Origin of the sequence: Brevundimonas sp. (assembly GCF_036732845.1) — a bacterium.
In the GTDB taxonomy this organism is placed as follows: Bacteria; Pseudomonadota; Alphaproteobacteria; order Caulobacterales; family Caulobacteraceae; genus Brevundimonas.
Genome location: NZ_DAINBO010000002.1, coordinates 63,310 through 89,462, shown reverse-complemented (window position 1 = coordinate 89,462; position 26,153 = coordinate 63,310). Strand labels below are relative to the sequence as shown.

Sequence of the window (26,153 nt, the reverse complement as noted above, 5' to 3'; positions counted from 1 at the left end):
CGGACCCTAGGCCGGGACCTTCCGGGTCTCGACCGCCAGCGACAGACGGCCGTCGGCGTCCATGCCCCTGGCGATGACGATCTGTTCGCACAGGGCCAGCGGCGCGGGGCGGTGAGGGATCATGATCAGCCCCTGGCCGGTCGTCTTCAGTCGGGCTTCGAGACGATCCAGAACCCCGCGCTCCGTCGCCGCGTCCAGGCCTTCCGTCGGTTCGTCCAGCACCAGCCAGGGCGCGTCCCGCAACAGGGCGCGGGCCAGGCCGAGCCGCCGTCGTTCACCCCCGGACAGCCGCATTCCGTTCGCGCCGACGGCCAGGTCCAGGCCCTGGGGCGCGGCCCGCACCCGCTCGCCCAGGCCTGCATCCTCCAGCGCCGCCCACAGCCGCGCGTCATCAGCCTGGGGATCGGCCAGCCGCAGATTGTCGCGCACGGAGCCGTCGATCAGCCGCACGTCCTGGGCCGCATAGGCGAACAGCGCCGTGGCCTGGCGCTGGGCCAGGGCGCCCAATGCCACGCCGCCGACCTCGGCCTCGCCGTCCAGGGCGGGGCGCAGGCCGATCAGCCGTTCGATCAGGGAGGTCTTGCCGACGCCGGACGGGCCGACGATGGCCAACCGGGTGGGCGGCGTCAGGGTCAGGTCTGTCTGGATCAGGCGGATCGTCGCCCCGTTCGCCGTCTCGCCGGTCGCGGGCGCCGGAACCGTCAGATCGTCCAACCGCGCCATCGCCGCCTCGGCCGCTCCGCGTTGGAGCAGGGCCTGGGCCAGGCCTCCGGCGGCTTCCACCCCCGTCACGGCGACCAGGGCGGCCAGGGCGGCCATCGGCTGTTCCGCGCCGCCGATCGCGGCGGCGGCGAAGGCCGAGGCGGCGCCGACCCCCAGGCACAGGACATGCCAGGCCGATATCCGGCCTTCGACGACGATCCGCGCCATGCGGGCGTCGTCCAGCCCCTGGGCCGTATGCGTCGCCCGGTCGCGCGCCCAGACCTCCAGCCCATAGGCCTTCAACTCGGGCGCGGCGGCGTGAAGCGCGGCGATCTCGGCCTTCAGGCGGCCGGTCTCGACCTGGACCTGGGCGCCCGCCGGGTCGGCCCAGCGCCGGGCCATGAACAGGGTCCCGACCCCCGTCGCCGTCATGGCCGCCAGGACCGCCGTCCCGGCCAGGGGATGCGCCGTCGTCGCCAGGACCGCCGACAGGATCGCGCCTGCCCCCATCGCCCAGGCCGCCGAGCGGCGGATGAACAGGGTCTGGACCGCCTCCACGTCCTCGACCAGCCGGGCCGAAGCTTCGCCCGCCGACAGGGCCAGGGCGCGCCGCGGCGGGCCGTCGGCCAGGGCGCGGAACAAGATGGGCCGCAACCGCGCCAGGGCGGCCAGGGCCGCCTCGTGACCGGCGACCCGTTCGACATAGCGCCCGCCCGTCCGCAGAACCGCAAACAGACGGATGGCCGCGCTGGGCAGCAGGAAGTTGAAGCTCGACACCGCCGCCGCCCCGGCGGCCCCGGCCAGGGCGGCGCCGGTGATGAACCAGCCCGACACTCCCAACAGGGCCACGGCCGAGGCCGCCACCACCGCCCCCGTGGCCGCCGCCAGACGCAGGCGCGGCGCCTCCCGGCGGATCTCGGCCCGGATCAGGTCGCGGACGTTCACAGCCGCACCACGCGGTCGGCCACGGCGGCCACGGCGGCCGAATGGGTGGCGATCAGGGTCGTGCGGCCCTGGGCGGCGCGACGGATCGTCTCGATCATCGCCGCCTCGGCCTCGCGGTCCAGATTGGCGGTCGGTTCATCCAGCAACAGGATAGGGGAATCCTTCAGAAAGGCGCGGGCCAGGCCCAGCCGCCGCAGCTCGCCGCCCGACAGGCCGCCGCCGCGTTCGTCCAGCACCCGGTCCAGATCGCCGTTCAGGCCGGCGGCGACGGCGGCCGCCGTCACCTGATCCGTCGTGGCGTGGCGTTGGGCCAGGGCGATGTTGTCGCGCACCGCGCCCGGCACGACCATCGGCGCCTGCCCAGCCCAGGCGACGCGCCCGGCCAGGCCGCCGATCTCGTCCAGCGGCCGGCCTTCGATCAAGATGCGGCCGCGCGTGACCGGCGCCAGGCCGATCAGGGCGTGCAACAGACTGGACTTGCCCGCGCCGCTGGGACCGGTCAGGGCGATCAACTGACCGGGGCGGATCTCCAGATCGAAATCCTCCAGCACCGGCGCGGCCTCGCCGTAGCGGATCGCCAGCCCCTCGAACTGGATCGAAGGTTCGCGCGTCAGCAGAAGGGCGGGAACGGCGGTCGCGGCCGGTTCACTGCAGGCGGCGGCCAGGGTCGGGGTCGCGGCCTCGGCGGCCTGGCGGTCATGATAGGCGGCGGCCAGACGGCGCATCGGCGCATAGACCTCGGGCGCCAGGGCCAGGACGAAGAAAGCGCGCCCCAGGTCCAGCGTCTCGGGCGCCGGAAAGGGCAACAGACGCAGCAGGTTGAAGCCGCAATAGACCGCCACCAGGGCCACCGACAGGGCCGAGAAGAACTCCAGCACCGCCGACGACAGAAAGGCGACACGCAGCACCCGCGCCGTCCGTCGTTGCAGTTCGTCGGAACCGCGCGCCACCTCTTCGGCCGTGCGCGCCTGGGCCTGGAAGGCGATGACGGCAGGCAGGGCGCGCACCCGGTCCAGGAACAGGCCGGACAGGGCGGACAGGGCCGCGAACTGGCGTCGGCTCTCGCTCGCGGCCGCCGTGCCCGCCAGCATCATGCCCAGGGCGAAGGGGATCAGGGTGAACAGCAGGATGGCCGCCGCGAACGGGCTGGCGAACGCCGCCAAGCCGATCAACAGCAGAGGCGCCGTCGTCGCCGCCAGCCGCACCGGCTCGAACCGCGAATAGTGGCCGTCCAGGGCCTCGACCCCTTCGCTGGCCGCCGACAGGGGGGCGGATCGTCCGGCGAACAGGCCCGCCAGCACGCGATCACGCACCTGGGTCTTCACCGCTCGCGCCGCCCGTCCGCCCATGACCATGGCCCCGTGCGCCAAAAGGCCGCGCAGGACCACGGCGGCGATCATCAGCGCCAGACCCGGCGCCAGGGCCGCCAGACCGCGCGGATAGGCGGCCAGCGTCATCGTCAGCCCCAGGGCGAAGGCCGCCGCCGGAACCACGTCCAACGCCACCAATACGGCGGCCAGCCGCCCGTCGCGCGCGGCCGTCCGCCCGGAGGCGCGCAGCCAGGGCTTCGGATCGAAGGCGGGCGAGGGGAGGGCGGTCATAGGTCGCACTCTAAACACCCATTGCGCGCCCTACAGCCTTGATCGAAATCAAGGCGTCTGTTGTTTGAAGCGCCTAATCGCGGGGCCGACGTCGGTCGCCGGAGCCGGCTCAGGAGCCTAAGCCATGATCGACCTCGCGGTCGTCGACCTGTCGCGCCTGCAATTCGCGCTGACGGCGCTCTACCACTTCCTGTTCGTGCCGCTGACGCTGGGACTGTCGTTCCTGCTGGTCATCATGGAGTCGATCTATGTGATGACCCGGCGGCCGATCTGGAAGACGATCACGCGGTTCTGGGGCGTGCTGTTCGGGATCAATTTCGCGCTGGGCGTGGCGACCGGTCTGACCATGGAATTCCAGTTCGGCATGAACTGGAGCTATTACAGCCACTACGTCGGCGACATCTTCGGCGCCCCCCTGGCGATCGAGGGGTTGATGGCCTTCTTCCTGGAGGCGACCTTCGTCGGCTTGATGTTCTTCGGCTGGGACAAGCTGAAGCCGCAGGTCCACCTGCTGGTGACCTTCCTGGTGGCGCTGGGCACCAATCTGTCGGCCTTGTGGATCCTGATCGCCAACGGCTGGATGCAGAATCCGGTCGGGGCGGCCTTCAATCCCGACACCATGCGCATGGAGGTCGTGGACTTCATGGCCGTGCTGTTCAATCCGGTGGCCCAGGCCAAATTCGTGCACACGGTGTCGGCCGGTTATGTCTGCGCCTCGGTGTTCGTGCTGGGGGTCTCGGCCTTCTATCTGCTGAAGGGCAAGCACCGGGGGTTCGCGAAACGGTCGATGACGGTGGCGGCGGCCTTCGGCCTGGCCTCATCCCTGTCGGTCGTCGTGCTGGGCGACGAGAGCGGCTACGCCCTGACCGACAACCAGAAAATGAAACTGGCGGCCATCGAGGCCATGTGGCGCACCGAACCAGCGCCGGCTGGCCTGACCGTCATCGGCTTCCCCAATCTGGAAGACCGCCACACCCACTATGAGATCAAGGTCCCCTACGTCCTGGGCCTGATCGCCACCCGCAGTCTGAACGGCGAGGTGTCGGGCATATTGGAGCTGGTGGCGGTGGCCGAGGACCGCATCGAATCCGGCGTCGTCGCCTATGACGCCCTGGAGCGGATCAAGGACAATCCGCGCGACATCGGCAGTCGCGCCGTGTTTGAACGGCATCGCAACGACCTGGGCTACGGCCTGCTGCTGCGGCGTTACGTCGAGGACCCGCGCACGGCCACGCCGGATCAGATTCGCATGGCGGCCTGGAACACGGTGCCGAATGTGCCGGTGCTGTTCTGGGCCTTCCGGTTCATGGCGGGGATCGGCCTTTACATGATCGCCCTGTTCGCCACCGCCTTCGTGCTGTGCACCCTCAGGAAGCATGAGACGCGCTGGTTCCTGTGGGCGGCGGTGTTGTCTTTGCCCCTGCCGTGGATCGCCATCGAGCTGGGCTGGATCGTCGCCGAGTATGGCCGCCAGCCCTGGGCGGTGGACGGGGTGCTGCCGACCTTCCTGGGCGCCTCCAGCCTGACCGTGGCCCAACTGTGGACGACGATCATCGGCTTCACCCTGCTCTACGGCGCCCTGGCGGTGGTCGAGGTCGGGCTGATCCTGCGCGCGATCAAGAAGGGACCATTCGCCGGGCACGACGATGCCGCTTCGTCGCCTGACGCCGACGCGTCGGCCGTCGTCTGACCGATCAGATCAAGGACATCGAAGATGGAACTGCCTCTCGATTTCGCCACCCTTCGCCTGATCTGGTGGGCCTTGATGGGCGTGCTGCTGATCGGCTTCGCCCTGACCGACGGCTTCGACCTGGGCGTCGGCGCCCTTTTGCCCTTCGTCGCCAAGACCGACGAGGAACGGCGCATGGTGATCAACACCGTCGGCGCCACCTGGGAAGGCAATCAGGTCTGGTTCGTGCTCGGCGGCGGCGCGATCTTCGCCGCCTGGCCCTTCGTCTATGCGGTCAGCTTCTCGGGCTTCTATCTGGCCATGTATCTGGTGCTGTCGGCGCTGATCCTGCGGCCGGTGGCGTTCAAATACCGGTCTAAACGGCCCCAGGCGGCCTGGCGGCGTTTCTGGGATGGGTGCCTGTTCATCAGCGGCTTCGTGCCCGCCCTGGTGTTCGGCGTGGCAGTCGGCAACGTCCTGATCGGCGTGCCCTTCCGATTGGATAGCGACCTCAGGGCCTTCTATGAGGGAACGCTGCTGGGCCTGTTCACGCCCTTCAGCCTGCTGTGCGGCCTGTTGTCGGTGTCGATGCTGGTGTTGCACGGCGCCGCCTGGCTGGGCCTGAAGGCTGAGCGCGGGCCGGTCGCGGATCGGGCGCGGGCCATCGGCACGGTCGCGGCCTTGCTCAGCCTGGCGCTGTTCGCGGCGGGCGGTCTGGCCGCGGCTTTCGGCGACCTGGGTTTCCGCATCACCGGCGCGCTGGACGTCAACGGCTTCTCCAATCCGCTGCGCACCGCGGTTCAGGCCGCGCCGGGCGCCTGGCTGGACAACTACGGCCGCTATCCCTGGATGATGCTGGCCCCGGCTCTGGGCTTCCTGGGCGCGGCGGCGGCCTTGCTGGGCCTGTGGCGGCGCAGCGAGCCTCTGGCCTTCGGCGGCTCGTCGGCGTCGGCGCTGGGGATCATCGCGACCGTCGGCCTGTCGATGTTCCCCTTCATCCTGCCCAGCTCGATCGACGCCCAGTCCAGCCTGACGGTCTGGAACGCCTCGTCCAGCCATCTGACCCTGTTCGTCATGCTGATTGTGACGGCGATCTTCCTGCCTTTGATCCTGATCTACACGGCCTGGGTCTATCGGGTGCTATGGGGCCGTTCGACGACGGCGGCGCTGCGCACCAATCCCGACCTGTACTGACGCGACGCGGAGACTGACCCATGTGGTATTTCGCCTGGATACTGGGCCTGGGCCTGGCCGTCGCCTTCGGCATTCTGAACGGCCTGTGGCACGAGTTTCGTCGGTTCGACGACGATGACGCGGGAGCTTCGCTCTCGCAGGCGGGCGGCGATGACGACGCCTGATCCCGAAGGCGGCCTGTGGCCCGACCTGGCGGACCTGATCGTCCGCTACGACGCCAATGTGCCGCGCTACACCAGCTATCCCACGGCGGCTCAATTCACGCCGGCCGTGGGCGAGACCGATTGGACGCGAAGCCTGGCCGCCGCGGACTGGAGCCGCCCGGCGTCGTTGTATGTGCACATCCCCTTCTGCAAGCGGCTGTGCTGGTATTGCGGCTGCAACACCCGGGCGATGAACCGGGTCGACCCCATGGTCTCCTATGTCGATCTGGTGCTGCGGGAGGCCGATCTGGCGATCGCGGCGGCGGGCGAGCGGCCGCGCATCGCCGCCCTGCACCTGGGCGGAGGCACGCCCAATATGTTGCCGCCCGAGGTGCTGCGCACCCTGATCGACGGTCTGTCGCAACGCTTTGACCTGTCGGGCCTGACCGAGTTCGCGGCCGAACTGGACCCCGAGGTGCTGACCCCGGAATGGATCGACATGGCCGGGTCGCTGGGCCTGACGCGGGCCAGCCTGGGGGTGCAGGACCTGTCGCCGGTCGTTCAGGCCGCCGTGAACCGGCCCGAGCGGTTCGAGACCATCGAGGCGGCGGCCGAGGCGTTGCGCGCGGTCGGCGTCTTCTCGCTGAACCTGGACCTGATGTACGGCCTTCCGCACCAGGGCGTGGACGAGGTGCTGGCGACGCTGGACCGGGTCACCACCCTGCGGCCGGAACGGCTGGCCCTGTTCGGCTACGCCCATGTGCCGTGGATGAAGCCGCATCAGAAGCTGATCGACGAGGCCGCCCTGGGCGGGCCGCTGGCGCGGTTCGCCATGAGCCGGGCCGCGCATGACCGACTGGTGGACAAGGGCTGGCGTCCCATCGGCCTGGACCATTTCGCCCTGCCGCACGACGACATGGCCGCCGCCGACCAGGCCGGGCGTCTGCGCCGCAATTTCCAGGGCTACACCACCGACACGGCCGAGGTGCTGATCGGCCTGGGCGCGTCGTCGATCTCGCGGGCGCCGGGGCTGTATGCGCAGAATGCGACGGTCGAGCGCGACTGGCGCGCCGCCGTGGCCCAGGGACGGCTGCCCGTCGTGCGCGGCGTCGCCCTGACGCCGCGCGACCTGTTCGTGGCCGAGTTGATCGAACGGCTGATGTGCGACTTCGTCGTCGACGTCGATGCGGTCGCCGAACGCCATGGACGAGCGGCCGGAGATGTCGCCGTGGTCCGTCCCGCCCTGGACCGGTTCGCGGCCGACGGCCTGATCGAACTGGCGGGATCAAGCGTGCGCATGACCCCGCGCGGCGCGCCGTTCGTGCGCGCCGTGGCCGCCGTGTTCGATCCGCTGTTGCAGGCCTCGGAAGGGCGGCACGCCAAGGTCATCTGACCGCCGCGCCGCTTTTGAGGTAGAGCAATGCGGGCCGCGCGGAGGCGGCGCACACCCCCCTCGACGACGCGGCGCATGGGGCGTTTTCGTCGTCGGGGATGACTACGATGAAAGCCAAGACCGCGCTTCTGATCACCGCCGCGACCGTCATGTTGGCGGGCGCCGCCCAGGCCCAGACCACGAGCTGGCAGCCGCCGCGCGCCGGCGACTGGATCGTCACGGGCCGGATCACCGATGTGGCGCCGACCACGGAAGACGCCATCCTGACCTCGGCCGGCGCGGCCACCGGCCTGAAGGTCGATGTGTCCGACGATCTGAAGCCGACGCTGGGCTTCACCTATTTCTTCACCGACCACATCGCGGTCGAAGCCATCCTGGGCACGACCCAGCATGAGATTCGCGCTCAGGGCGGCGCCACCGACGTGGCCGTGCACGAGACCTGGGTCCTGCCGCCGGTGGTGACGGTGCAGTATCGCCCGCTCACTGAGGGCAATTTCAGCCCCTACGTCGGCGCCGGGGTCAACGCCATGCTGTTCTACAGCGGCGAGGACAAGAACGGGTTCAAGGTCGATCTGGACAACGGCGTCGGCTGGGCGCTGCAAGCGGGCGCCGACGTCGGCCTGCACGGGCCGTGGAGCCTGAATTTCGACGTCAAGAAAGTCTGGTTCAACACCGATGCGAACATCAACGCCGGCGCGTTGAAGAGCAGCGTCGATCTGGACCCCTGGGTCGTCTCGGTCGGGATTGGTCGCAAATTCTGACCTGAGGCAGGGCGGCGGGAGCGGGTGTCTTTGGGGGCCGTTCCCGCCGCCTCCGTATTTTCCCTTAGGGGCGCCTCCTGAATGGCGTGTCCGCGGACGGAGACTATGCCTCCCGCATCGCCACAGGGGATTTCGCGATGCAGGCCCAACGTCAAGCCGACGACTTCACGCCCGTCTTCGAGACCGCGGTCACGGTGGACGAGCAGGCGCTTCGCACGGCCTTTGTCGGCGCGGCTGCGGCGCCCCGTTCCCCCTTCCAGCCCGGCGACTGCCTGTTCCGCCAGGGGGACGCGGCCCGGTTGGTGTATCGCATCGTTTCGGGGGCGGTGATCAGCTATCGCATTCTGAGCGACGGTCGTCGCCAGGTCTCGGGCTTCCATCTGCCGGGCGATTTCCTGGGGCTGGAGGCGGGCGTCGAACACGCCGTGACCGCCGAGGCCCTGACTCCGGTCGAGGCCGCGGCCGTGGAGCGCAAGGAGCTGTCGGCCCGCGCCGCCCGCGAGGCGGGCCTGGCCCAGGCCCTGTGGCGCGTCTCGATCCAGGCGTTCCGGCGCAGCGAAGACCACGCCATGATCCTGGCCCGCCTCAGCGCCGCCGAGCGCGTCGCGGCCTTCCTGGTCGAGTTCGCGGCGCGGATCGGCGATGACGAGGCCTTCGACCTGCCCATGACCCGTCAGGACATCGCCGACTATCTGGGCATGACCATCCACACGGTGTCGCGGACCCTGTCGCAGATGCAGGAACGCGGCCTGATCGAGGCCCGGTCAAGCCGCCATATCCGTCTGCTGCGCCGCGAGTGTCTGGAGACGCTCTGCGCCTGAACGATCCGGGCCTGAACGGTCAGGCGGCGCGCGCCGCCGCCCGAGCTTTCGACCAGCCGAGCCGCGCCGCCAAGCCGAACGCGGCCACGGCGGCGATGATCAGTCCGGCCGCGCCATAGCACCAACCGCAATGTCCGTTCAGCGGGCCGCAGATCGCGGCGTCGCGCGCCATGTGTTCGACCGCGATCTGGGTCGCGACGGCGCCGCACACGGACAAGGTCAGCCCCAACACCGCCACCGCGCCGGCGACGAGTCGACGTTCCTGAACGGTCAGCGAATCCATGCGGTCCTCCTAATGGCGGACACCTCTGCACGACGCCTTCGACGGCGGCATTGCGCCAGGTCAAAGAGCGGCGGGCGCGAGTCGGGCAATGGCGGTTTCAATCGCTTTCGAGGGGATCGCACGACAGATGCAGACCACCGCCGCCATAGAGGACAAGACGCCGACCGATGTCGTCGCCCTGTTCCTGACCGTCGCGGGCATAGCCGTATTGGCCTTGCTCGGCACGGCCTTCACCGACGATCCGGCCTTCCGGTTCCACGGCTACATCATGACCGCCCTGGCCGTGCTGGCCCTGTCGGCCATGACCATCGGCGTGTCGAACGACGCCTTCCGGTCTGATCAGTCGAAATACGCCGACGGCGTCATTCGCGCCGGGGTGATCGCGACCATGTTCTGGGGCGTGATCGGCATGGCGGTCGGGGTGTTCATCGCGGCCCAATTGTCGTGGCCGAACCAGCTCTACTTCCCCGAGGCGGGTTGGTTGAACTTCGGCCGACTTCGGCCTCTGCACACCTCGGGCGTCGTCTTCGCCTTCGGCGGCAACGCCCTGATCTGCACCTCCTTCTGGGTGGTGCAGCGCACGACCAAGGCGCGGCTGGCTGGCGGGGTCTGGCCCTGGTTCGTCTTCTGGGGCTACCAGGCGTTCATCGTCCTGGCGGCGACCGGCTATGTCGCCGGCATCACCCAGTCGCGGGAGTACGCCGAACCGGAATGGTATGTGGACCTGTGGCTGACCATCGTCTGGGTCGCCTATCTGCTGGTCTTCCTGGGCACGCTGTGGAAGCGCCGCGAGCCGCACATCTACGTCGCCAACTGGTTCTATCTGGCCTTCATCATCACCATCGCGGTGCTGCACCTGGTGAACAACGCCGCCGTCCCGGTGGGCTTGCTGGAAGCGCGCAGCTATTCCGCCTTCGCGGGCGTCCAGGACGCTCTGACCCAATGGTGGTACGGCCACAACGCCGTCGGCTTCTTCCTGACCGCCGGCTTCCTGGGGATGATGTACTATTTCGTGCCCAAGCGCGTGGAGCGGCCGGTCTATTCCTACCGCCTGTCGATCGTCCACTTCTGGTCGCTGATCTTCATCTACATCTGGGCGGGTCCGCACCACCTGCATTTCACGGCCCTGCCGCAGTGGGCGCAGACCCTGGGCATGACGTTCTCGATCATGCTGTGGATGCCGTCGTGGGGCGGCATGATCAACGGGCTGATGACGCTGTCGGGCGCCTGGGACAAGCTGCGCACCGACCCCGTCGTCCGCATGATGGTCGTGGCCATCGCCTTCTACGGCATGTCGACCTTCGAGGGACCGCTGATGTCCATTCGGACGGTCAACGCCCTGTCGCACTACACCGACTGGACCGTCGGCCACGTGCACTCCGGCGCCCTGGGCTGGGTCGGCTTCATCAGCTTCGGCGCCGTCTACTGCCTGGTGCCCTGGTTGTGGAAGAAGGACCGGCTGTATTCCAACGCCCTGGTCGAGTGGCATTTCTGGATCGCGACCACCGGCATCCTGCTCTACATCACCGCGATGTGGGTCTCCGGCATCATGGAGGGCCTGATGTGGCGCGAGTACACGCCCGACGGCTTCCTGGCCAACAGCTTCATCGAAACGGTCGCCGCCAAACACGTCGAGAACGTCATCCGCACCATCGGCGGCCTGATGTTCCTGACCGGCACGGTGATCATGTCCTACAACCTGTGGCGCACCGTTCGGATGCCGTCTCGCGCTGACGCGAGCGTGCCGTCGTCGACGATCCCGCCCCAGCTTCAGCCGGCCGAGTGAGGATCGCACCCATGTGGAAGAAGCATGAGAAGTTTGAACGCCACTCGCTTTGGCTGATCATCGGCATCGTCGTCACTGTGTCGATCGGCGGCCTGATCGAGATCGCGCCCCTGTTCTGGGTCGAGAGCACCATCGAAGAGGTGGAGGGCGTGCGTCCCTACACGCCGCTGGAGCTGGCCGGGCGCGACATCTACATCTCCGAGGGCTGCTACAACTGCCACTCGCAGATGATCCGTCCGCTGCGCGACGAGGTCGAACGCTACGGCCACTACAGCCTGGCGGCCGAGAGCATGTACGACCACCCGTTCCAATGGGGGTCCAAGCGCACCGGGCCGGACCTGGCCCGCGTCGGCGGCAAATACTCCAACGACTGGCACCGCGATCACCTGATCAATCCGCGCGCCGTCGTGCCGGAATCCAACATGCCGCCGTATCGCTTCCTGGCGGAGCAGGATCTGGACCGGCACGCCATTCGGGCCAAGCTGCAAGCCATGCGCGCCGTCGGCGTTCCCTATACGAACGACCAGATCGCCAACGCCGAAGCCGATCTGCTGGCCCAGGTCGATCCCTACGCCAGCCAGACGTCGGACCTGCGCCGTCGCTATGACGCGCGCGTCAATCAGGGCGACTTCGACGGCGATCCGACCCGACTGACCAAGCTGGACGCCCTGATCGCCTATCTGCAGGTGCTGGGCACGATGGTCGACTTCCGCACCTATCAGGCCGAAAGCCCGGAGAACCTGCGGTGACCGGTCTGGACTATGAAACCGTGGCCCGTTTCGCCCAACAGGCCGGCACTCTTTATTTCGGCGCCATCTTCTTCGCGGGGCTGACCTACGCCCTGTGGCCGTCGCGTCGCGAGACCTTCCGCCGGATGTCGCAACTCCCCCTCGAGGATGACCATGACGAACACGTCTGAGCGTGAACGCGACGACCACTCCGGCGTCGAAACGACCGGGCATGAGTGGGACGGCATCAAGGAACTGGACAACCCGCTGCCGCGCTGGTGGCTGTGGGTCTTCTACGCCAGCATCGCCTTCTCGATCGGCTATTGGGTGCTGATGCCGGCCTGGCCGGGCATCAACGGCTATACGCCGGGCGTGCTGAAACAGTCCGACCGCGCCAATGTGGCCCAGGAGCTGCGGGCCTTGCAGGCCCAACGCGGGGCCAATGAGGTGGAGTTGCAGACCGCCAGTCTGCAACAGATCGAGGCCGACCCGGAGCTGCAGGCCCATGCGATGGCCGTCGGGGCCTCGGTCTTCGGCGACAACTGCGCCACCTGCCACGGCGCGGGCGGCGGCGGGGCCAAGGGCTATCCCAACCTGCGCGACGACGTCTGGCTGTGGGGCGGGTCGCTTGACGAGATCGAACACACCATCCGCGTCGGCATCCGCTCGGGCCACGCCCAGACCCGCACGTCGCAGATGCCCGCCTTCGGCCGTGACGGCATGTTGGACCAAAGACAGGTCGGCGACCTGAACGAATATGTCGTTGCCCTGTCGGGGCGTCAGGCGGATCGCGCCGCCGTGGGCCGCGCGGCCCAGCTCTACGCCGACAACTGCGCCGCCTGCCATGGGGCGGCCGGAACCGGCGATCGGGCGCAGGGCGCGCCCGATCTGACGGATCGCGAGTGGTTGTATGGTTCGGATCGCGAATCCATCGCGGCCCAGATCCACAACGGCCGCGGCGGCGTCATGCCGACCTGGGAAGGCCGCTTCTCGCCTGGCGTGATCAAGGCGTTGGCCGTTTACGTCCACGCCAACTCGGCCGGGGATTCGCATCCGACCGCCGTCGTCCCCGCGGCCGTGCAAACGGCCTCGGCCCAGGCCGCCGCAGTCGAGGCCGCGCCGACCCGATGACCACCCTGATCGACCGCACCAAGCCGAAACCGCCCGCCGGTGAGGCGGGTGCGGTCTCAATCGCCGAGCAACAGCGCGAAAAGGCCAAGCCCAAGGGTCTCTACCAGGCCCGGGTGCCGATCTATCCCAAGCTGGTCCACGGCCGCTGGCGCATGATCAAATGGGCGCTGCTGATCGTCATGCTGGCGATCTACTACATCACGCCGTGGATCCGCTGGGATCGTCCGGGCGACCTGCCGGATCAGGCGGTGTTGGTCGATTTCGCCGGGCGACGCTTCTACTTCTTCTGGATCCAGCTCTGGCCCCAGGAGGTCTATTTCATCACCGGCCTGTTGGTGCTGGCGGCCCTGGCCCTGTTCCTGACCACGGCGTTGTTCGGCCGGTTGTGGTGCGGCTACGCCTGCCCGCAGACTGTCTGGACGGACCTGTACATCTACGTCGAACGGATGTTCGAGGGCGACCGCAACGCGCGGATGCGCCTGGACGCCGCGCCGTGGTCGTTCAACAAGCTGTGGCGCAAGGTCGGCAAGCACGCCGTCTGGCTGGGCGTCGCCTTCGGCACGGGCGGGGCCTGGATCTTCTACTTCCACGACGCGCCGACCCTGATCCGCACCTTCTGGGTCGGGACCGGGCCGATGACGGCCTATATTTCGTGCGCCATCCTGACCTTCACCACCTATGTCTTCGCCGGCTACATGCGCGAGCAGGTCTGCACCTATATGTGCCCCTGGCCGCGCATCCAGGGGGCCATGCTGGACGACCAGTCCTTCCAGGTCACCTATCGCTACGATCGGGGCGAACCGCGCGGGCCGCACAAGAAGGGAACCGGCTGGGAAGGCCGCGGCGACTGCATCGACTGCAACCAGTGCGTGGTCGTCTGCCCCATGGGCATCGACATCCGCGACGGCGCCCAGATGGAGTGCATCAACTGCGGTCTGTGCATCGACGCCTGCGACACCATGATGGACAAGGTCGGCCGCCCGCGCGGCCTGATCGCCTATGACACCGACGCCGCCGTGGCCGCCCGCGCCTGCGGCCGTCCGGTCCAGCACAAGCTGGTGCGGCCCCGCACGCTCTATTACGCCGTGGCGGTGGTCGTGGTGTCGGGGCTGATGCTGTGGGGGTTCAGCCAGCGGACGTTGATCGGCGTCCACGCCCTGCGCGACCGCAATCCGACCTATGTCGTCCTGCACGACGGTTCGGTGCGCAACGGCTATACGTTGAAGATCGCCAATCGCGGTTTCGACGACGCCCAGGTCAAGGTGCGCTTCTCGGGTCCCGAGGGGACGGTCTTAAGCAGCCCCGGCCGCGCCGGGGGCCAGACCCTGATCTTCGACGTCAAACCCAATCAGGTCACGCCCGTGCGCGTCTTCGTCACCGCGCCGGAGCCGGCCGAAGGCGTCGGCGGTCCTCAGCAGGCGGTGTTCGACATCAGCGCCGGACGCGAACGCGAGACCCTTCCCACCGCCTTCGACTATGGAGACGCCGAGCGATGACCGCCAAGACCCAGACCGAGGATCGGCCTTCCGGCTTCGTCATCAAGGGCTGGCACGTGGCCGCGATGGTCGTCGGCTTCTTCGCCGTGGTGATCGCCGTCGACGGCGTGTTCCTGACCCTGGCCTATCGGACGCATCCGGGCCAGGTGGCGGCCAAGCCGTATGAGACCGGCTTGCTGTACAACGCCGAGATCAAGCGGTTCCGGGACCAGCAGGCGCTGGGCTGGCGCGCGGCGACAGAGGCGCGGCCGGGCATGCTGGTGCTGTGGATGCGCGACCGCGAGGGAAGCCCCGTGACCGGGCTGAAGCCGTCGGCTCTGCTGCAACGGCCGGCCACCGAACAAGGAGCCATGCGTCTGACCCTGACCGAGACGGCGCCCGGCCAGTACGAGGTCCGGCGCGACGGATTGAACGGCGCCTGGGACGTCCGCATCGAGAGCGCCGACGATCAGGGTCGAGACTTCGTCGCCGAGCGGAGGCTGATTTGGCGATGACCCTGGACGCGGCTTCCGGCCGCGACATGAGCGCCTTCCTGCGTCCGCTGGAGCACGGGCGGCGGGGCCTGGACCTGTTGGTCACCGGCGCGCGCTGCGCCGGGTGCATCTCCAAGATCGAACGTGAGCTGTCGGCCATGCCCGGCGTCGAGACGGCGCGGCTGAACCTGTCGACCGGACGGCTGGCCGTGACCCTGGCCGGACGCGAGGTCCAGGCCGGACGGGTCGTGGCGGCGGTGGAGCGGCTGGGCTACGGCGTCACCCCTTTCGACCCCGCGGCGGGCCGCAAACAGGTGGACCGCGAGGGCCGCCGCCTGCTGGTGGCCCTGGGCGTGGCGGGCTTCGGCGCCATGAACGCCATGATGTTCTCGGTCCCCCTGTGGGCCGGGCTGTTCGGACAGGAGCTGGGTCCGGCGACGCGCGGCCTGATGATGTGGCTGTCGGCCATCGTCGGCGCGCCCTGCGCCCTGTTCGCGGGCATGACCTTCTTCCAGTCGGCTTGGCGGTCGCTGAGGGCTGGGCGGGCCAATATGGACGTGCCGATCTCGATCGGCGTCATTCTGACCCTGGTCATCAGCTTCATCGAATCCTTCCTGGGCGGCCGGGACGCCTATTTCGACGCGGCCGTGTCGCTGCTCTTCCTGCTGCTGATCGGGCGCTATCTGGACCATGTGCTGCGGGCGCGGGCGCGGGGCGCGGCGGGCGATCTGCTGGCGCTTCAGGCGCGGGCGGCGCAACGGCTGAACGCCCAGGGCGAAGAAGCCGCCGTTCCGGTGTCGGAGATCGCGCCGGGCGACCTGCTGCGCGTGCGGCCGGGCGAGCGCATTCCGGTCGACGCCGTGGTGGTCGAAGGCCGTTCGACGCTGGACGCCAGCCTGCTGACCGGCGAAAGCGCGCCTCTGCTCCTGGTCGAGGGCGACCTGTGCCGCGCGGGCGCGGTCAATCTGACCGGCCTTTTGACCCTGCGCGCCGAGGCCCGATCCGAGGATTCCGCCCTGGCCGCCATCGCGCGGCTGGTCGAGGCGGGGACCCAGTCGCGCTCGGCCTATGTGCGATGGGCCGACAAGGCGGCGGCCGTCTATGTGCCGGTGGTGCACAGCCTGGCGGCGGCGACCTTCCTGGGCGGGCTGGCCTTCGGTCTGGGACCGCGCGAGGCGCTGATCCGGGCGGCGGCCCTGCTGATCATCACCTGTCCGTGCGCCCTGGGCCTGGCCGTTCCGGCGGTTCTGGTGGCCGCCAGCGGGCGGTTGTTCCGCAAGGGCGTGCTGGTCAAGTCCGGCGCCGCGCTGGAGCGGCTGGCCCAGATCGACCATGTGGTCTTCGACAAGACCGGCGTCCTGACCGAGGGGCGTCCGGCCCTGGTGCGCGGTCATGCCATGCTGACCCAGGCCGCGCCCCTGGCCCGCGCCTCCAGCCACCCGCTGGCCAAGGCCCTGACACGCGCGGCCGGATCGGGCGCCGTCGCCGCCTCGGTGGTCGAGACGGCGGGGCAGGGCGTCAGCGGCCTGATCGACGGCCGCCCCGCGCGGCTGGGCCGGGCCGCCTTCGTCGGCGCGCCGCAGACGGATCACGCCGAGACCGAGCTGTGGTTCGGCTTCGACGACGGACCCAAGACCCGCTTCGTCTTCTCCGACGTCATCCGTCCCGACGCCGCCGTCACGGTCGCGGCGCTCAAGGCCATGGGCCTGCCGGTCGAGGTGCTGTCGGGCGACCGCGAGGGACCGGTCAGCCGCATCGCCGCCGAGGCGGGGATCGACCGTTTCCGCGCCGGACAGACGCCCCAGGACAAGGCCGCCGTCATCGACGGACTGAAGGCCGAGGGGCGGCGTGTGTTGATGGTCGGCGACGGGCTGAACGATGCCGCCGCCCTGGCGCGCGCCCACGCGGCCGTCGCCCCCGGCACGGCCCTGGAGGCCAGCCAGAACGCCGCCGATCTGGTGCTGACCGGCGAGACCCTGTTCCCCGTCGTCGACGCCATCCGCACGGCAAGGGCGGCGCGCGGACGGGTGCGCGAGAATTTCGGCTTCGCGGGGATCTACAACCTGTTCGCGGCGCCCGCCGCCATGCTGGGCCTGGTCAATCCGTTCGTCGCGGCCATCGCCATGTCGGCCTCGTCCCTGATCGTGACGTTGAACGCCCTGCGCCTGTGGGTGCGGCGATGAACATCATCGTCCTTCTGGCCCCGATCTCCCTGGCGCTGGGCATCGCGGCCGTCGCCGCCTTCCTGTGGAGCCTCAAGGGCGGCCAGTATGAGGATATGCGCGGCGCCGCCGAACGGGTGCTGATGGACGACGCCGACGACGCCCCGCCGCCGCCTGCGTGATAGGGTCCGCCCTGTCCGCCGATTCCGGCGCAGGCCCGGAGCCGCCGCCCTTGATCCCCGCCGAAAGCGCAAACGAAGGCTTCACCTCGCGGCGCTACGGCTATGTCGCCGCCCTGGTCGGCGCCCTGATCACCCTGGGCCTCAGGCTGCTGCTGGACGACGTCTTCGCGGGCCGGACCTTCTTCGTGCCCTATGTCGCCATGGTGCTGGTCGCGGCCATGCTGGGCGGGCGCGGGCCGGCGCTGCTGGCCACGGCCTTGGGCGTGGTGATCGCGGGCGGGGCGCTGAAGGCTGATCTCTGGCGTGACCCCGCCAATCTGATCGACACCCTGATCTTCCTGTTGGTCGGCCCGGCCATCGCCGTCGTCGGCGAGAGCCTGCGTCGCAAGGGCCGAGAGGCGGCGACGCGCGAGGCGCACCTGGAATCCATCCTGGAGACCGTGCCCGAGGCGATGGTCGTCATCGACGAGCGGGGGATCATGCAGTCCTTCAGCACCGCGGCCGTGCGTCTGTTCGGATGGTCGCCGGAGGAGGCGGTGGGCCGCAACGTCAGTCTTCTGATGCCGGACCCGGATCGCTCCGCCCACGACGGCTACATGGAGCGTTACCTGACGACCGGCGAGCGTCGCATCATCGGCATCGGCCGCATCGTGGTCGGCCAGCGCAAGGACGGTTCGACCTTTCCCATGGAGCTGGCCGTGGGCGAGGCGCGCGTGGGCGCCGATCGCTTCTTCACCGGCTTCGTCACCGATCTGACGGAGGATCGAAAACAGGAACGCCGGCTTCAGGAGCTTCAGTCCGAACTGGTCCACGTCTCGCGGCTGACGGCCATGGGCGAGATGGCGTCCACCCTGGCGCACGAGCTGAACCAGCCGTTGTCGGCCATCGCCAGCTATATGAAGGGGTCGGTCACCCTGCTGGAAGGCGAAGCGCCCGACCTGGACCGGCTGCGTTCGGCGCTGGATCGCGCCGGGGATCAGGCCCTGCGCGCCGGGGCCATCATCAAACGCCTGCGTGAGTTCGTCGCCAAGGGCGAGACCGAGCACACCCTGGAAGACCCGGCCAAGATGCTGGAGGAAGCCAGCGCCCTGGCCCTGGTCGGGGTCAAGGACCGCGACGTGCGCGTGAGCCTGAAGTTGGACCGCGACGCGGGACCGGTGGTCGTGGACCGCATCCAGATCCAGCAGGTGGCCCTGAACCTGATCCGCAACGCGATCGACGCCATGGCGGACGCCGCCCGCCGCGAACTGGAGATCGTCGTCCGAGCCGAGGACGCTCGGACGGTGCGGATCAGCGTCTCCGACACCGGTTCGGGCCTGGACCCGGTGGTGCGCGGGCGGCTGTTCCAACCCTTCGTCACCAGCAAGGCCGACGGCATGGGCGTGGGGCTGTCCATATGTCGCACCATCGTCGAAGCCCATGGCGGACGCATCTGGGCCGAGGATAAAGAGGGCGGCGGCGCGGTCTTCGCCTTCACCCTTCCGCGCGCCGAGGGAGACGACGGTGCCGACTGAGCGCGTGCATGTGATCGACGATGATGCGGGCCTGCGCGAGGCCCTGGCCTTTCTGTTCGAGGTCAACGGCGTGGACGCCGACTTCCATGTCTCGGCCGACGCCTTTCTGGAGGCCCTGCCGGTTGCGTCGGGATGCGTGCTGACCGACGTCCGCATGCCGGGGCGAACAGGACTGGAGCTGGTGCAGGAGTTGAAGGCGCGGGGCGTCGATCTGCCGGTCGTGGTCATGACGGGCCACGGCGACGTGCCCCTGGCGGTCGAGGCCATGAAGGCCGGCGTCGTCGATTTCATCGAAAAGCCGTTCGGCGACGACGTGCTGTTGAAGGCCGTCCGATCGGCGCTGACACGCCTGAAACCGGACGGCGGGACGGAGAGCGAGCGGTTGTCGGCGGACGCGCGCCTGTCCGGCCTGTCCCCGCGCGAGCGCGACGTTCTCGGCGGCGTGGTCGCGGGCAAGCCCAACAAGGTCATCGCCCACGAACTGGAGATCAGTCCACGCACGGTGGAGATCTATCGCGCCAATCTGATGAGCAAGACCGGCGCCCGCAACATCGCCGAACTGATGCGCATCGCCCTGGCCGCCGGTCTCTAAGGCTTGTTCCAGAACAAGGCGGTCGTTCGCGCGGCCGATGAGGATGACGGTCGGACCGCCTTGCGTCCGCAAGCCTCGGTTCGTCGCCCGTGCACAGTTCCAAGCGGCCGGTCCTGCTGATCGTCGATGACGACCCCGAGGTTCTGCACGCCTTGGCCTTTCTGACCCAGGCGCGGGGTTATGACGTGCGTCGATGCGGAACCTCGGCCGAGGCGTTGGCCGCCGCGACCGACGGTCTGCATTGCCTGGTGATCGACCAAAACCTTCCAGACCTGCCCGGCATCGAACTGTTGGGACGGTTGCGCGCGCGCGGCGTGGCCGCCCCGGCCGTGATCATCACCACGGCCCCGTCCGTCGCCCTGGTGCGACAGGCCGCGACGGCCGGCGCCTCGATCGTCGAAAAGCCCTTGCTGGACGAGGCCTTGTTCGCACGGATCGCCGAGGCGACCCGCACGGCCTAGCCGTCGCTCGCCCAAGTGCGCTCAAAACCCAATACTGGCGGGGAAGAGTGGCGGAGAGGGGGGGATTCGAACCCCCGGTACGCTTTCACGCACGCCGCATTTCGAGTGCGGTACATTCAACCACTCTGCCACCTCTCCGCGAGGCCTTCAGTAGGCTTGGTTGAAGGACGGCTTCTCTAAGGGCGTCCGGGCCGCGTCGCAAGCGGGCGGCGCGAAATTATTGCAGGGCCAGCGATATTATCGCTGTGTCGGCAAGGCGACGCCGCCCAGGGGGGCGCCTTGCGGGTCCAGTCCGGCGAAGCGGAACAGTTCGGCGGGGCGTCCGCCGGTCGCCGACATCACGCCGGTGGGTTCGACCAGGTCCGCGCGTTCAACGCCGCGTCGGAAATTCTGCTTGTGCAAGGTCAGGCCTGAAACGGCCTCGGCGGCGGCCTGAAGCTCGAACAGGCTGAAGGTCTCGGGGGCCAGGTCGAACAGCACGGGCCGGTATTTCAGCTTGCTGCGCAGTCGGCCCAGGCCCGTGGCCAGGATGCGCCGGTGGTCCGAGGCCATGGCGAGGCCCAGGGGCGGGGGCGCGAAGGACTCGTCGCGGTCGCGAGCGGCCTCGGCGGCCAGGCCGGTCTCGTAGAGCAGTTCGTAGCGCTCCAGCACCCGTTCCTCGTTCCAGCGCAGGCCGGGCGCCAGGGCGAACAGCGCATCGGCGCGGGCGCGGCGTCGGACGTCGGCGCCGGACCAGCGGGCCAGGCCTTCGGCGATGGCGTCCATCACGACGGGCGGGCCGTTGCGGCGATCCTCCCACGGGAACAGGTCGAAGACCGGGGTCCAGCGGGCGCCGGGCGTCTCGGCCGCCTCGCGCGTCAGGGCCAGATAACCGACCGAGACCTCGCGCCGCCGATCAGGGCCGGGGGTGGCGCGCGGCGAGGCGCGGCCCAGGTCGCCGAAGGTGTAGAGCTGTTCCACGAAGCCCAGGCGGAACCCCGTCTGGGCCGTCACGAAGGCGCGCAGGGCCAGCTCGAAGGTGCGGTCGGTCGCAGGGTCGAAGGGACCGAAGGGCAGGGCGGCCTCGCCCTCGCCGCCGACGGTCAGGACGACGGCCTGGCGCTCTCGCACGGCCATGACCACGGCCGACAGGCCGATCCGAATTCCCGCGCCGTCGCCCCGCGCGCCCATTCTATTCCGTATGCCAGGCGTCGGCGGGGGCGATCAGCCCCACGGCGCCGGCCAGAACCCGATACCGCTCCAGATACCGTTCCTGGGCCAGGGAGGGGGGCAGGGGGTCGATGATCAGGTCATAGCCGGGCGGGGGCGAACCGAAAAAGCCCAGCGCCTCCTTTTTCGAGAACCCGGCCAGTTGGGTCGCCTCGAAGAAGGCGCAGGCCTTGTCGGCTTTCTTGATCAGGGCCTTGATCTGCGGCGGGGTCTTGGGCGGCAGGCCGAAACGGACGTGGATCGCGCCCTCCAAGCGCGCCTCGAAGGCCTTGTAGTTGACGCCCAGCGCCGACTTGAACGGCGAGATCATGTCGCCGATCACGTATTCCGAGGCGTCGTGCAGCAGGGCCGCCAGACGCCATTTCGGGTCCAGGCCCGGCTTGATGTGGGCGGCGATCTCTTCGACCACCACGCTGTGCTGGGCCACCGAGAAGGCGTGTTCGCCGATGGTCTGGCCGTTCCAGCGGGCGACGCGGGCCAGGCCGTGGGCGATGTCCTCGACCTCGATGTCGAACGGCGACGGGTCCAACAGATCGAGACGGCGGCCGGACAGCATGCGCTGCCAGGCGCGCGGCGGCTTGGTGCGGGGGGCGGGCTTGGTCGGGGCGTCGGCCAATGAGGTCACAGTCCTGCGGTTGGGCAGGTCAGGTGACGCATCCGGCCCTTGGGATCAAGGCCCGCGGGGCGTCTTATCGGCCGACGTTGAGCGTCACCAAGGCCTTGGCGGCGTCGAAGACGGCGTCCTGTTCGCGTTCCTTGGTGCGCACGGTGGCGATGACGATGGGACCGCCGGCCGGGCCGCGCGCCTCATAGCCGACCATGCGCCAGCCGGGGTTTGAAGAGCCGTTGTCGGTCAATATCCAGGTCGTGCGGGTGGCGTCGCCCGCGCCGCGCGTTCGGACCTCGGCGCCGCTGTCGGTGGCGTTGATGTCGACGGATTCGTCGTCGGAGCGGACATTGACCGTGCCGCCCGTATCGTCGGCGTTGATGTTGAGACCGCCGATGCGCACGCGGGCCTTGTCGCCATGGGCGTCGATCATGACGCCGGGCAGTCGAACCTGGGCCGTGTCGTCGGCCTGGGCCTGGACTTCGGCGGCGGCCCTGTCGGCGTCTGCGACGGCGCGCTCGGCGTCCGCCGCGGCGCGTTTGGCGTCCGCGGCCCGGACTTCCGCGTCATTGGCGGCGTCCTGGGCCTGGCGGGCGCGAATGTCCGCCAGGGTGTGCGGCAGGTCCTGGGCCAGTTGATGCTCGAACGACCGCAGCACCTGGGACGACGGATCGCCCCTCAGATCGACCAGATGCAGGCTGACCTCGGCCCCCTTGGGACCGGTGTAGGTGCAGGCCTTGCCGCCAGGCTGCGCTGAACCCTTGCGCGTCAAGACGCCTTGCGTCTCGGGGCATTGCAGGGCCTCGACGACTTTCAGCACGCCGCCCGTCGTGGTGTCGGGCGAGGAGATGCGCACATTCGGTTCGTCGCAGCCGGCCAGGGCCGTCACCGCGACCGCGAGCGGCAGCAAAAGGATATGGGACGGAGCGAACGGTCTCATGAGGCGCATCCTGCGCTCCCCGGTCTCATTGACCAGTGAATTCGCGTTAATCGCCATGTCGCGCCTGCGTCCGAGATGTGGCTCAAACGCCGGGGCGACCGGCTTCACGCCGGTTCAGGAAGGCCAGGCGCTCGAACAGATGCACGTCCTGCTCGTTCTTCAACAGGGCGCCGTGAAGCGGTGGGATCAGCTTGCCCGGCGACTGTTCGCGCAGGGTCTCGGGATCGATGTCGTCCGCCATCAACAGTTTCAGCCAATCCAGCAGCTCGGACGTTGACGGCTTTTTCTTCAGCCCCGGCGTGTCGCGCAGCGCATAGAAGGTCTTCAACGCCTCTGACACCAGCCGCGCCTTGATGCCGGGGAAGTGGACCTCGACGATGGCCTTCATCGTCTCGTCGTCGGGAAAGCGGATGTAGTGGAAGAAACAGCGGCGCAGGAAGGCGTCCGGCAGCTCCTTCTCGTTGTTCGAGGTGATGATGACGATGGGGCGCACGGCCGCGCGGATCGTCTCGTCCGTCTCCTGGACGTAGAATTCCATGCGGTCGAGTTCCTGCAACAGGTCGTTGGGGAACTCGATGTCGGCCTTGTCGATCTCGTCGATCAGCAGGACGGGCCGCACCGGCGCGGTGAACGCCTCCCACAGCTTTCCGGGGCGCAGATAGTTGCGGACGTCGTGGACCCGTTCCTCGCCCAACTGGCTGTCGCGCAGACGGCTGACGGCGTCGTATTCGTACAGACCGTTGTGGGCCTTGGTCGTGGACTTGACGTGCCAGGTGATCAGCGGCGCGCCCAGGGCGGCGGCGATCTCATAGGCCAGAACCGTCTTGCCGGTGCCCGGCTCGCCCTTGATCAGCAAGGGCCGCTCCAGCGTCACGGCGGCGTTGACGGCGATCTTCAGATCGTCGGTGGCGATATAGCTGGCGGTTCCCTGGAACCGCGCGCCCTGACCCTGCATCCGCATCCATCCTCGGCTAGGCTTTCGACAGCCCTAGCCCAGGACGGGGCGGCTTAACAACGATCAGGTGATGCGCTTGACCGAGATGGGGTCGCTGGCGGGAAAGCTCTCCTCCAGGCCCTCGTCGATCAGGGCTTCCTGGCGGTTCTCGGCCTGGTCGGTCTCGGCCTCCAACTGATCCGGCTTGCCGTGTTCGCGCGGCGCCCGGCGGGCGTAGGGCGTGTCGGGATCGTTGTCGTCTCTGATGGTGAGGGGCTGGGTCATCGGCTCGGCTCCTGATCAGGTCCGTAGCCCAGGTCGGCGATGTCGTCGTCGGACAGGCGTTTCGCCTCCCAATGGGCGGCGCTGGCCTGGGCGCCGCGCATGTTGCGCATCAGGCCGACGTAGAGCAGTTCGACCTCGCCCTCGGCTGTCTGGTTCGCGTCGTCGTCTTGGTCGTTCGGGTCGGTCTCGTCGTGTTCAAGTGTGATCTTGGACATGGCGCGCCTCGCTTTCGAGACGGAAACGCCCGAGCGTCAGGCGTCGTTCCAACCGTTCGCGACCGCATCGTCCAATCCGGCCCGCACCGCCTCGATCGCGCGGGGCCAGCCGTCGAAGCCGCCGGTCGCGAAGGTCCTGACGTGCGGATAGAAGACGTAGCGGTCGGTTGCCATCAGATGCCAGTCGTCCGGCGCGTGGATCAGCCAGGTGCGCGCCCCGACCGTGGCGGCCAGATTGGTCCCGGCGATGCCCGGCCCGACCACCAGATCGCAGGCGACCGACAGGGCGGCCACGTCCTCCAGATCGTTCCTCAGATCGATGGGCGGGGTCCAGACCGTCACGCCGGCCGCCTGGGCCGCCGCCAGATCCTCGGACACGTCGCCGCATTGCAGATTGATCATCATGCAGCCCGGCGCGGTCAGAACCGGCTTCCAACGCTCGAAGCTGGAGAAGTAGCGGGCGCGGACGCCGGTCAGCACCAGGCTCTTCCAATGCAGGCCGATCTTCAGGCCGGGACCGAGCTTTTCCAGTTCGGCCTTCCAGTGGGCGATCTTCGCGGGATCGGCCTTCAGATAGCCGTGCGTCTTCGGAAAGTCCGACAGGCCGCGACGGAACGGGATCAGCAGGCTGGCCATGGGCGCCCAGGCGTCCAGTTTGGGTTCGCCCGCCTCGGCCAACTCTTCCATGAAGGGACAGACGCGGGTCAGGCGGCCCTCCAGCCGCACCGAGCGGTGGGCGCCGACCACGGCCTGGGGAAAGCTGCGCTGATACATGTCGACCAGGCGCGCCTCGACGGCGATGAAGACCTGGCCGTCGGGACCCACGGCGTCGATGGCGTCAGGGATGCAGGCGCCGAAGATCATCTCATCGGCTATGCCCTGTTCGCCGACGATCAGCAGGCGTTTTCCAGCGATGTCCATGTCCGCCGGGTTCCAGCGCGGGGCGTCGACCAGAAAGCGAACCGCCTCCGGCATGGCCGGGTCCAGCCGGATCTCATAGGCCTCGAAGCCCTCGGGAATGCGACCCATGCCCATCAGCAGCAGGGCGCGGGCCATCATCATCATGGCCTGCTCATAACCCGGCTCGGCGCCGTCGTAGGCGGCCACCAGGTCCTCCAGCGCCCCTTCTTCGTCACCCAGCGGCTGACGTGCATTGGCGCGGTTGTAACGGGCCTTGGCGAAGCCGGGGTCGAGCCGCAGCGATTCCTCGAAGAAGGTCAGGGCCGTGGCCATGTCGCCCTGATCGCTCAGCACCGTCCCGAGCGTATTCCACAGCACCGGATTGGCCGGCTCGACGGCGATCATGTCGCGCAGGGTGTCGATAGCGTCGCCATAGCGTTGGCCGTCGCGCAGCACGCAGGCCAGGTTGTTGGTCGCCTCGACGTGGCCGGGGTTGGCGGTCAGATATTTGACCAGCAGCTTCTCGGCGATCTCCAGATAGCCCAACCGCTGGGCCAGGCGGCCCAGGTCGTGCGCCACCTCTGTCTCGTCGGGCAGAAGTTTCAGCGCCGCCTCATAGGCGGTCAGGGCCTGGGCCAGATCGCCGGCCTTTTCCCGGCAGATGGCCAGCACGTGCCAGGCCAGGCCGCTGCGTTCGTCCAGCGCCAGGGCGTCGAGGCAGCGTTTGGCGCCCAGCCGATAGTCGTGCATCCGCACGGCCGCCAGGGCCGCCTTCAGCTTCTCGATCACCTTCCTCTGGGTCGCCAGCCGCCCACGTTCGCTGGCGGCCAGCTCCTTCGACAGGCGGCGAATGGCCTCGGGCGAGGCGGCGTCGCCGGTCGTGCCCTGGACCACGGGCTGAAAGGCGTGGGCGAGGTCGGCGGAAGGGTCGGTCAGGGCCATCGAACGCTCGAACTGGGAAGACATCGCCTGTGTGGCCGCCCACATCACAAGACATGGTTAACCACGTCTGTTTAGCCTTCTCTC

General features: G+C 68.8%; 27 protein-coding genes and 1 tRNA gene. 17 read left to right on the top strand and 11 right to left on the bottom strand.

Annotation, left to right across the window (positions count from 1 at the left end; genetic code table 11):
* Positions 1 to 6: 6 nt before the first annotated feature.
* The gene (locus V7D63_RS01600) at positions 7 to 1,647 is read right to left on the bottom strand and encodes an amino acid ABC transporter ATP-binding/permease protein (protein ID WP_333590501.1); all 1,641 of its coding nucleotides are present in this window, start codon (positions 1,645 to 1,647) and stop codon (positions 7 to 9) included.
* Positions 1,644 to 3,248, bottom strand: coding sequence for a thiol reductant ABC exporter subunit CydD (gene cydD, locus V7D63_RS01595; RefSeq protein WP_333590500.1), 1,605 nt, complete (start codon positions 3,246 to 3,248; stop codon positions 1,644 to 1,646). The genes V7D63_RS01600 and cydD overlap by 4 nt, the downstream gene beginning before the upstream one ends.
* Before the next feature lie 127 nt (positions 3,249 to 3,375).
* Here cydD and V7D63_RS01590 point away from each other — a divergent pair, with 127 nt between their 5' ends.
* The 6 genes from V7D63_RS01590 to V7D63_RS01565 all read left to right on the top strand — a co-directional run bounded on the left by V7D63_RS01590 (position 3,376) and on the right by V7D63_RS01565 (position 9,229).
* The gene (locus V7D63_RS01590; RefSeq protein ID WP_333590545.1) at positions 3,376 to 4,938 is read left to right on the top strand and encodes a cytochrome ubiquinol oxidase subunit I; all 1,563 of its coding nucleotides are present in this window, start codon (positions 3,376 to 3,378) and stop codon (positions 4,936 to 4,938) included.
* 24 nt (positions 4,939 to 4,962) lie between these two features.
* Positions 4,963 to 6,111 (top strand): cytochrome d ubiquinol oxidase subunit II, encoded by a 1,149-nt coding sequence (gene cydB, locus V7D63_RS01585; protein ID WP_333590499.1) that lies wholly within the window; start codon positions 4,963 to 4,965, stop codon positions 6,109 to 6,111.
* Between the two features lie 20 nt (positions 6,112 to 6,131).
* Complete coding sequence (gene cydX / locus V7D63_RS01580; RefSeq protein ID WP_333590498.1) at positions 6,132 to 6,275, top strand: cytochrome bd-I oxidase subunit CydX; 144 nt, start codon at positions 6,132 to 6,134, stop codon at positions 6,273 to 6,275.
* Entirely contained in the window at positions 6,262 to 7,647 is a 1,386-nt protein-coding gene (gene hemN, locus V7D63_RS01575; protein WP_333590497.1) for an oxygen-independent coproporphyrinogen III oxidase, read from the top strand. Before cydX ends, hemN begins: the two co-directional genes overlap by 14 nt.
* A 107-nt stretch (positions 7,648 to 7,754) precedes the next feature.
* Positions 7,755 to 8,408, top strand: a complete 654-nt coding sequence (locus V7D63_RS01570; RefSeq protein WP_333590496.1) for an OmpW/AlkL family protein — start codon at positions 7,755 to 7,757, stop codon at positions 8,406 to 8,408.
* A 137-nt stretch (positions 8,409 to 8,545) separates the two neighbouring features.
* Complete coding sequence (locus tag V7D63_RS01565; protein WP_333590495.1) at positions 8,546 to 9,229, top strand: helix-turn-helix domain-containing protein; 684 nt, start codon at positions 8,546 to 8,548, stop codon at positions 9,227 to 9,229.
* 19 nt (positions 9,230 to 9,248) lie between these two features.
* On the opposite strand, the gene V7D63_RS01560 is transcribed toward V7D63_RS01565, so the two are convergent.
* Positions 9,249 to 9,512, bottom strand: coding sequence for a hypothetical protein (locus tag V7D63_RS01560; RefSeq protein WP_333590494.1), 264 nt, complete (start codon positions 9,510 to 9,512; stop codon positions 9,249 to 9,251).
* A gap of 301 nt (positions 9,513 to 9,813) precedes the next feature.
* Here V7D63_RS01560 and ccoN point away from each other — a divergent pair, with 301 nt between their 5' ends.
* The 11 genes from ccoN to V7D63_RS01505 all read left to right on the top strand — a co-directional run bounded on the left by ccoN (position 9,814) and on the right by V7D63_RS01505 (position 20,037).
* A complete protein-coding gene (gene ccoN, locus V7D63_RS01555) occupies positions 9,814 to 11,298 on the top strand; it encodes a cytochrome-c oxidase, cbb3-type subunit I (RefSeq protein WP_442882104.1) in 1,485 nt (494 codons plus the stop codon).
* 11 nt (positions 11,299 to 11,309) lie between these two features.
* Positions 11,310 to 12,047 (top strand): cytochrome-c oxidase, cbb3-type subunit II, encoded by a 738-nt coding sequence (gene ccoO / locus V7D63_RS01550; protein ID WP_333590492.1) that lies wholly within the window; start codon positions 11,310 to 11,312, stop codon positions 12,045 to 12,047.
* Positions 12,044 to 12,217 (top strand): cbb3-type cytochrome c oxidase subunit 3, encoded by a 174-nt coding sequence (locus V7D63_RS01545; RefSeq protein WP_333590491.1) that lies wholly within the window; start codon positions 12,044 to 12,046, stop codon positions 12,215 to 12,217. Before ccoO ends, V7D63_RS01545 begins: the two co-directional genes overlap by 4 nt.
* Positions 12,201 to 13,157: a cytochrome-c oxidase, cbb3-type subunit III gene (gene ccoP, locus V7D63_RS01540; RefSeq protein WP_333590490.1), complete on the top strand. Its 957-nt coding sequence runs from the start codon at positions 12,201 to 12,203 to the stop codon at positions 13,155 to 13,157. The genes V7D63_RS01545 and ccoP overlap by 17 nt, the downstream gene beginning before the upstream one ends.
* Positions 13,154 to 14,653: a cytochrome c oxidase accessory protein CcoG gene (gene ccoG / locus V7D63_RS01535; RefSeq protein WP_333590489.1), complete on the top strand. Its 1,500-nt coding sequence runs from the start codon at positions 13,154 to 13,156 to the stop codon at positions 14,651 to 14,653. The genes ccoP and ccoG overlap by 4 nt, the downstream gene beginning before the upstream one ends.
* Positions 14,650 to 15,147, top strand: a complete 498-nt coding sequence (locus V7D63_RS01530; protein ID WP_333590488.1) for a FixH family protein — start codon at positions 14,650 to 14,652, stop codon at positions 15,145 to 15,147. Before ccoG ends, V7D63_RS01530 begins: the two co-directional genes overlap by 4 nt.
* Positions 15,144 to 17,309, top strand: a complete 2,166-nt coding sequence (locus V7D63_RS01525) for a heavy metal translocating P-type ATPase (protein WP_333590544.1) — start codon at positions 15,144 to 15,146, stop codon at positions 17,307 to 17,309. The genes V7D63_RS01530 and V7D63_RS01525 overlap by 4 nt, the downstream gene beginning before the upstream one ends.
* Positions 17,306 to 17,470, top strand: coding sequence for a cbb3-type cytochrome oxidase assembly protein CcoS (gene ccoS / locus V7D63_RS01520; protein WP_333590487.1), 165 nt, complete (start codon positions 17,306 to 17,308; stop codon positions 17,468 to 17,470). Before V7D63_RS01525 ends, ccoS begins: the two co-directional genes overlap by 4 nt.
* Positions 17,471 to 17,520: 50 nt before the next feature.
* The gene (locus V7D63_RS01515; protein ID WP_333590486.1) at positions 17,521 to 18,984 is read left to right on the top strand and encodes a PAS domain S-box protein; all 1,464 of its coding nucleotides are present in this window, start codon (positions 17,521 to 17,523) and stop codon (positions 18,982 to 18,984) included.
* Positions 18,974 to 19,576 carry a response regulator FixJ gene (gene fixJ, locus V7D63_RS01510; RefSeq protein ID WP_333590485.1) on the top strand — a complete coding sequence of 201 codons (603 nt, stop codon included), beginning with the start codon at positions 18,974 to 18,976 and terminating at the stop codon, positions 19,574 to 19,576. The genes V7D63_RS01515 and fixJ overlap by 11 nt, the downstream gene beginning before the upstream one ends.
* Positions 19,577 to 19,665: 89 nt before the next feature.
* Complete coding sequence (locus V7D63_RS01505) at positions 19,666 to 20,037, top strand: response regulator (protein ID WP_333590484.1); 372 nt, start codon at positions 19,666 to 19,668, stop codon at positions 20,035 to 20,037.
* Between the two features lie 48 nt (positions 20,038 to 20,085).
* Here V7D63_RS01505 and V7D63_RS01500 read toward each other — a convergent pair.
* The 8 genes from V7D63_RS01500 to V7D63_RS01465 form a co-directional block, all read right to left on the bottom strand.
* A tRNA-Ser gene (locus tag V7D63_RS01500) sits at positions 20,086 to 20,175 on the bottom strand.
* Between the two features lie 99 nt (positions 20,176 to 20,274).
* Positions 20,275 to 21,207 carry an NUDIX hydrolase gene (locus V7D63_RS01495; RefSeq protein ID WP_333590483.1) on the bottom strand — a complete coding sequence of 311 codons (933 nt, stop codon included), beginning with the start codon at positions 21,205 to 21,207 and terminating at the stop codon, positions 20,275 to 20,277.
* A 1-nt stretch (position 21,208) separates the two neighbouring features.
* Positions 21,209 to 21,802 carry an HD family hydrolase gene (locus tag V7D63_RS01490; protein ID WP_333590543.1) on the bottom strand — a complete coding sequence of 198 codons (594 nt, stop codon included), beginning with the start codon at positions 21,800 to 21,802 and terminating at the stop codon, positions 21,209 to 21,211.
* A gap of 133 nt (positions 21,803 to 21,935) precedes the next feature.
* Positions 21,936 to 22,793 (bottom strand): methyltransferase type 11, encoded by an 858-nt coding sequence (locus tag V7D63_RS01485; RefSeq protein WP_333590482.1) that lies wholly within the window; start codon positions 22,791 to 22,793, stop codon positions 21,936 to 21,938.
* Positions 22,794 to 22,875: 82 nt separating this feature from the next.
* The gene (locus V7D63_RS01480) at positions 22,876 to 23,748 is read right to left on the bottom strand and encodes an AAA family ATPase (protein ID WP_333590481.1); all 873 of its coding nucleotides are present in this window, start codon (positions 23,746 to 23,748) and stop codon (positions 22,876 to 22,878) included.
* A gap of 63 nt (positions 23,749 to 23,811) precedes the next feature.
* Positions 23,812 to 24,012 carry a hypothetical protein gene (locus tag V7D63_RS01475; RefSeq protein WP_333590480.1) on the bottom strand — a complete coding sequence of 67 codons (201 nt, stop codon included), beginning with the start codon at positions 24,010 to 24,012 and terminating at the stop codon, positions 23,812 to 23,814.
* Positions 24,009 to 24,227 (bottom strand): hypothetical protein, encoded by a 219-nt coding sequence (locus tag V7D63_RS01470; RefSeq protein ID WP_333590479.1) that lies wholly within the window; start codon positions 24,225 to 24,227, stop codon positions 24,009 to 24,011. The genes V7D63_RS01475 and V7D63_RS01470 overlap by 4 nt, the downstream gene beginning before the upstream one ends.
* A 36-nt stretch (positions 24,228 to 24,263) precedes the next feature.
* Positions 24,264 to 26,069, bottom strand: a complete 1,806-nt coding sequence (locus V7D63_RS01465) for a tetratricopeptide repeat protein (RefSeq protein ID WP_333590478.1) — start codon at positions 26,067 to 26,069, stop codon at positions 24,264 to 24,266.
* Between the last annotated feature and the right edge of the window lie 84 nt (positions 26,070 to 26,153).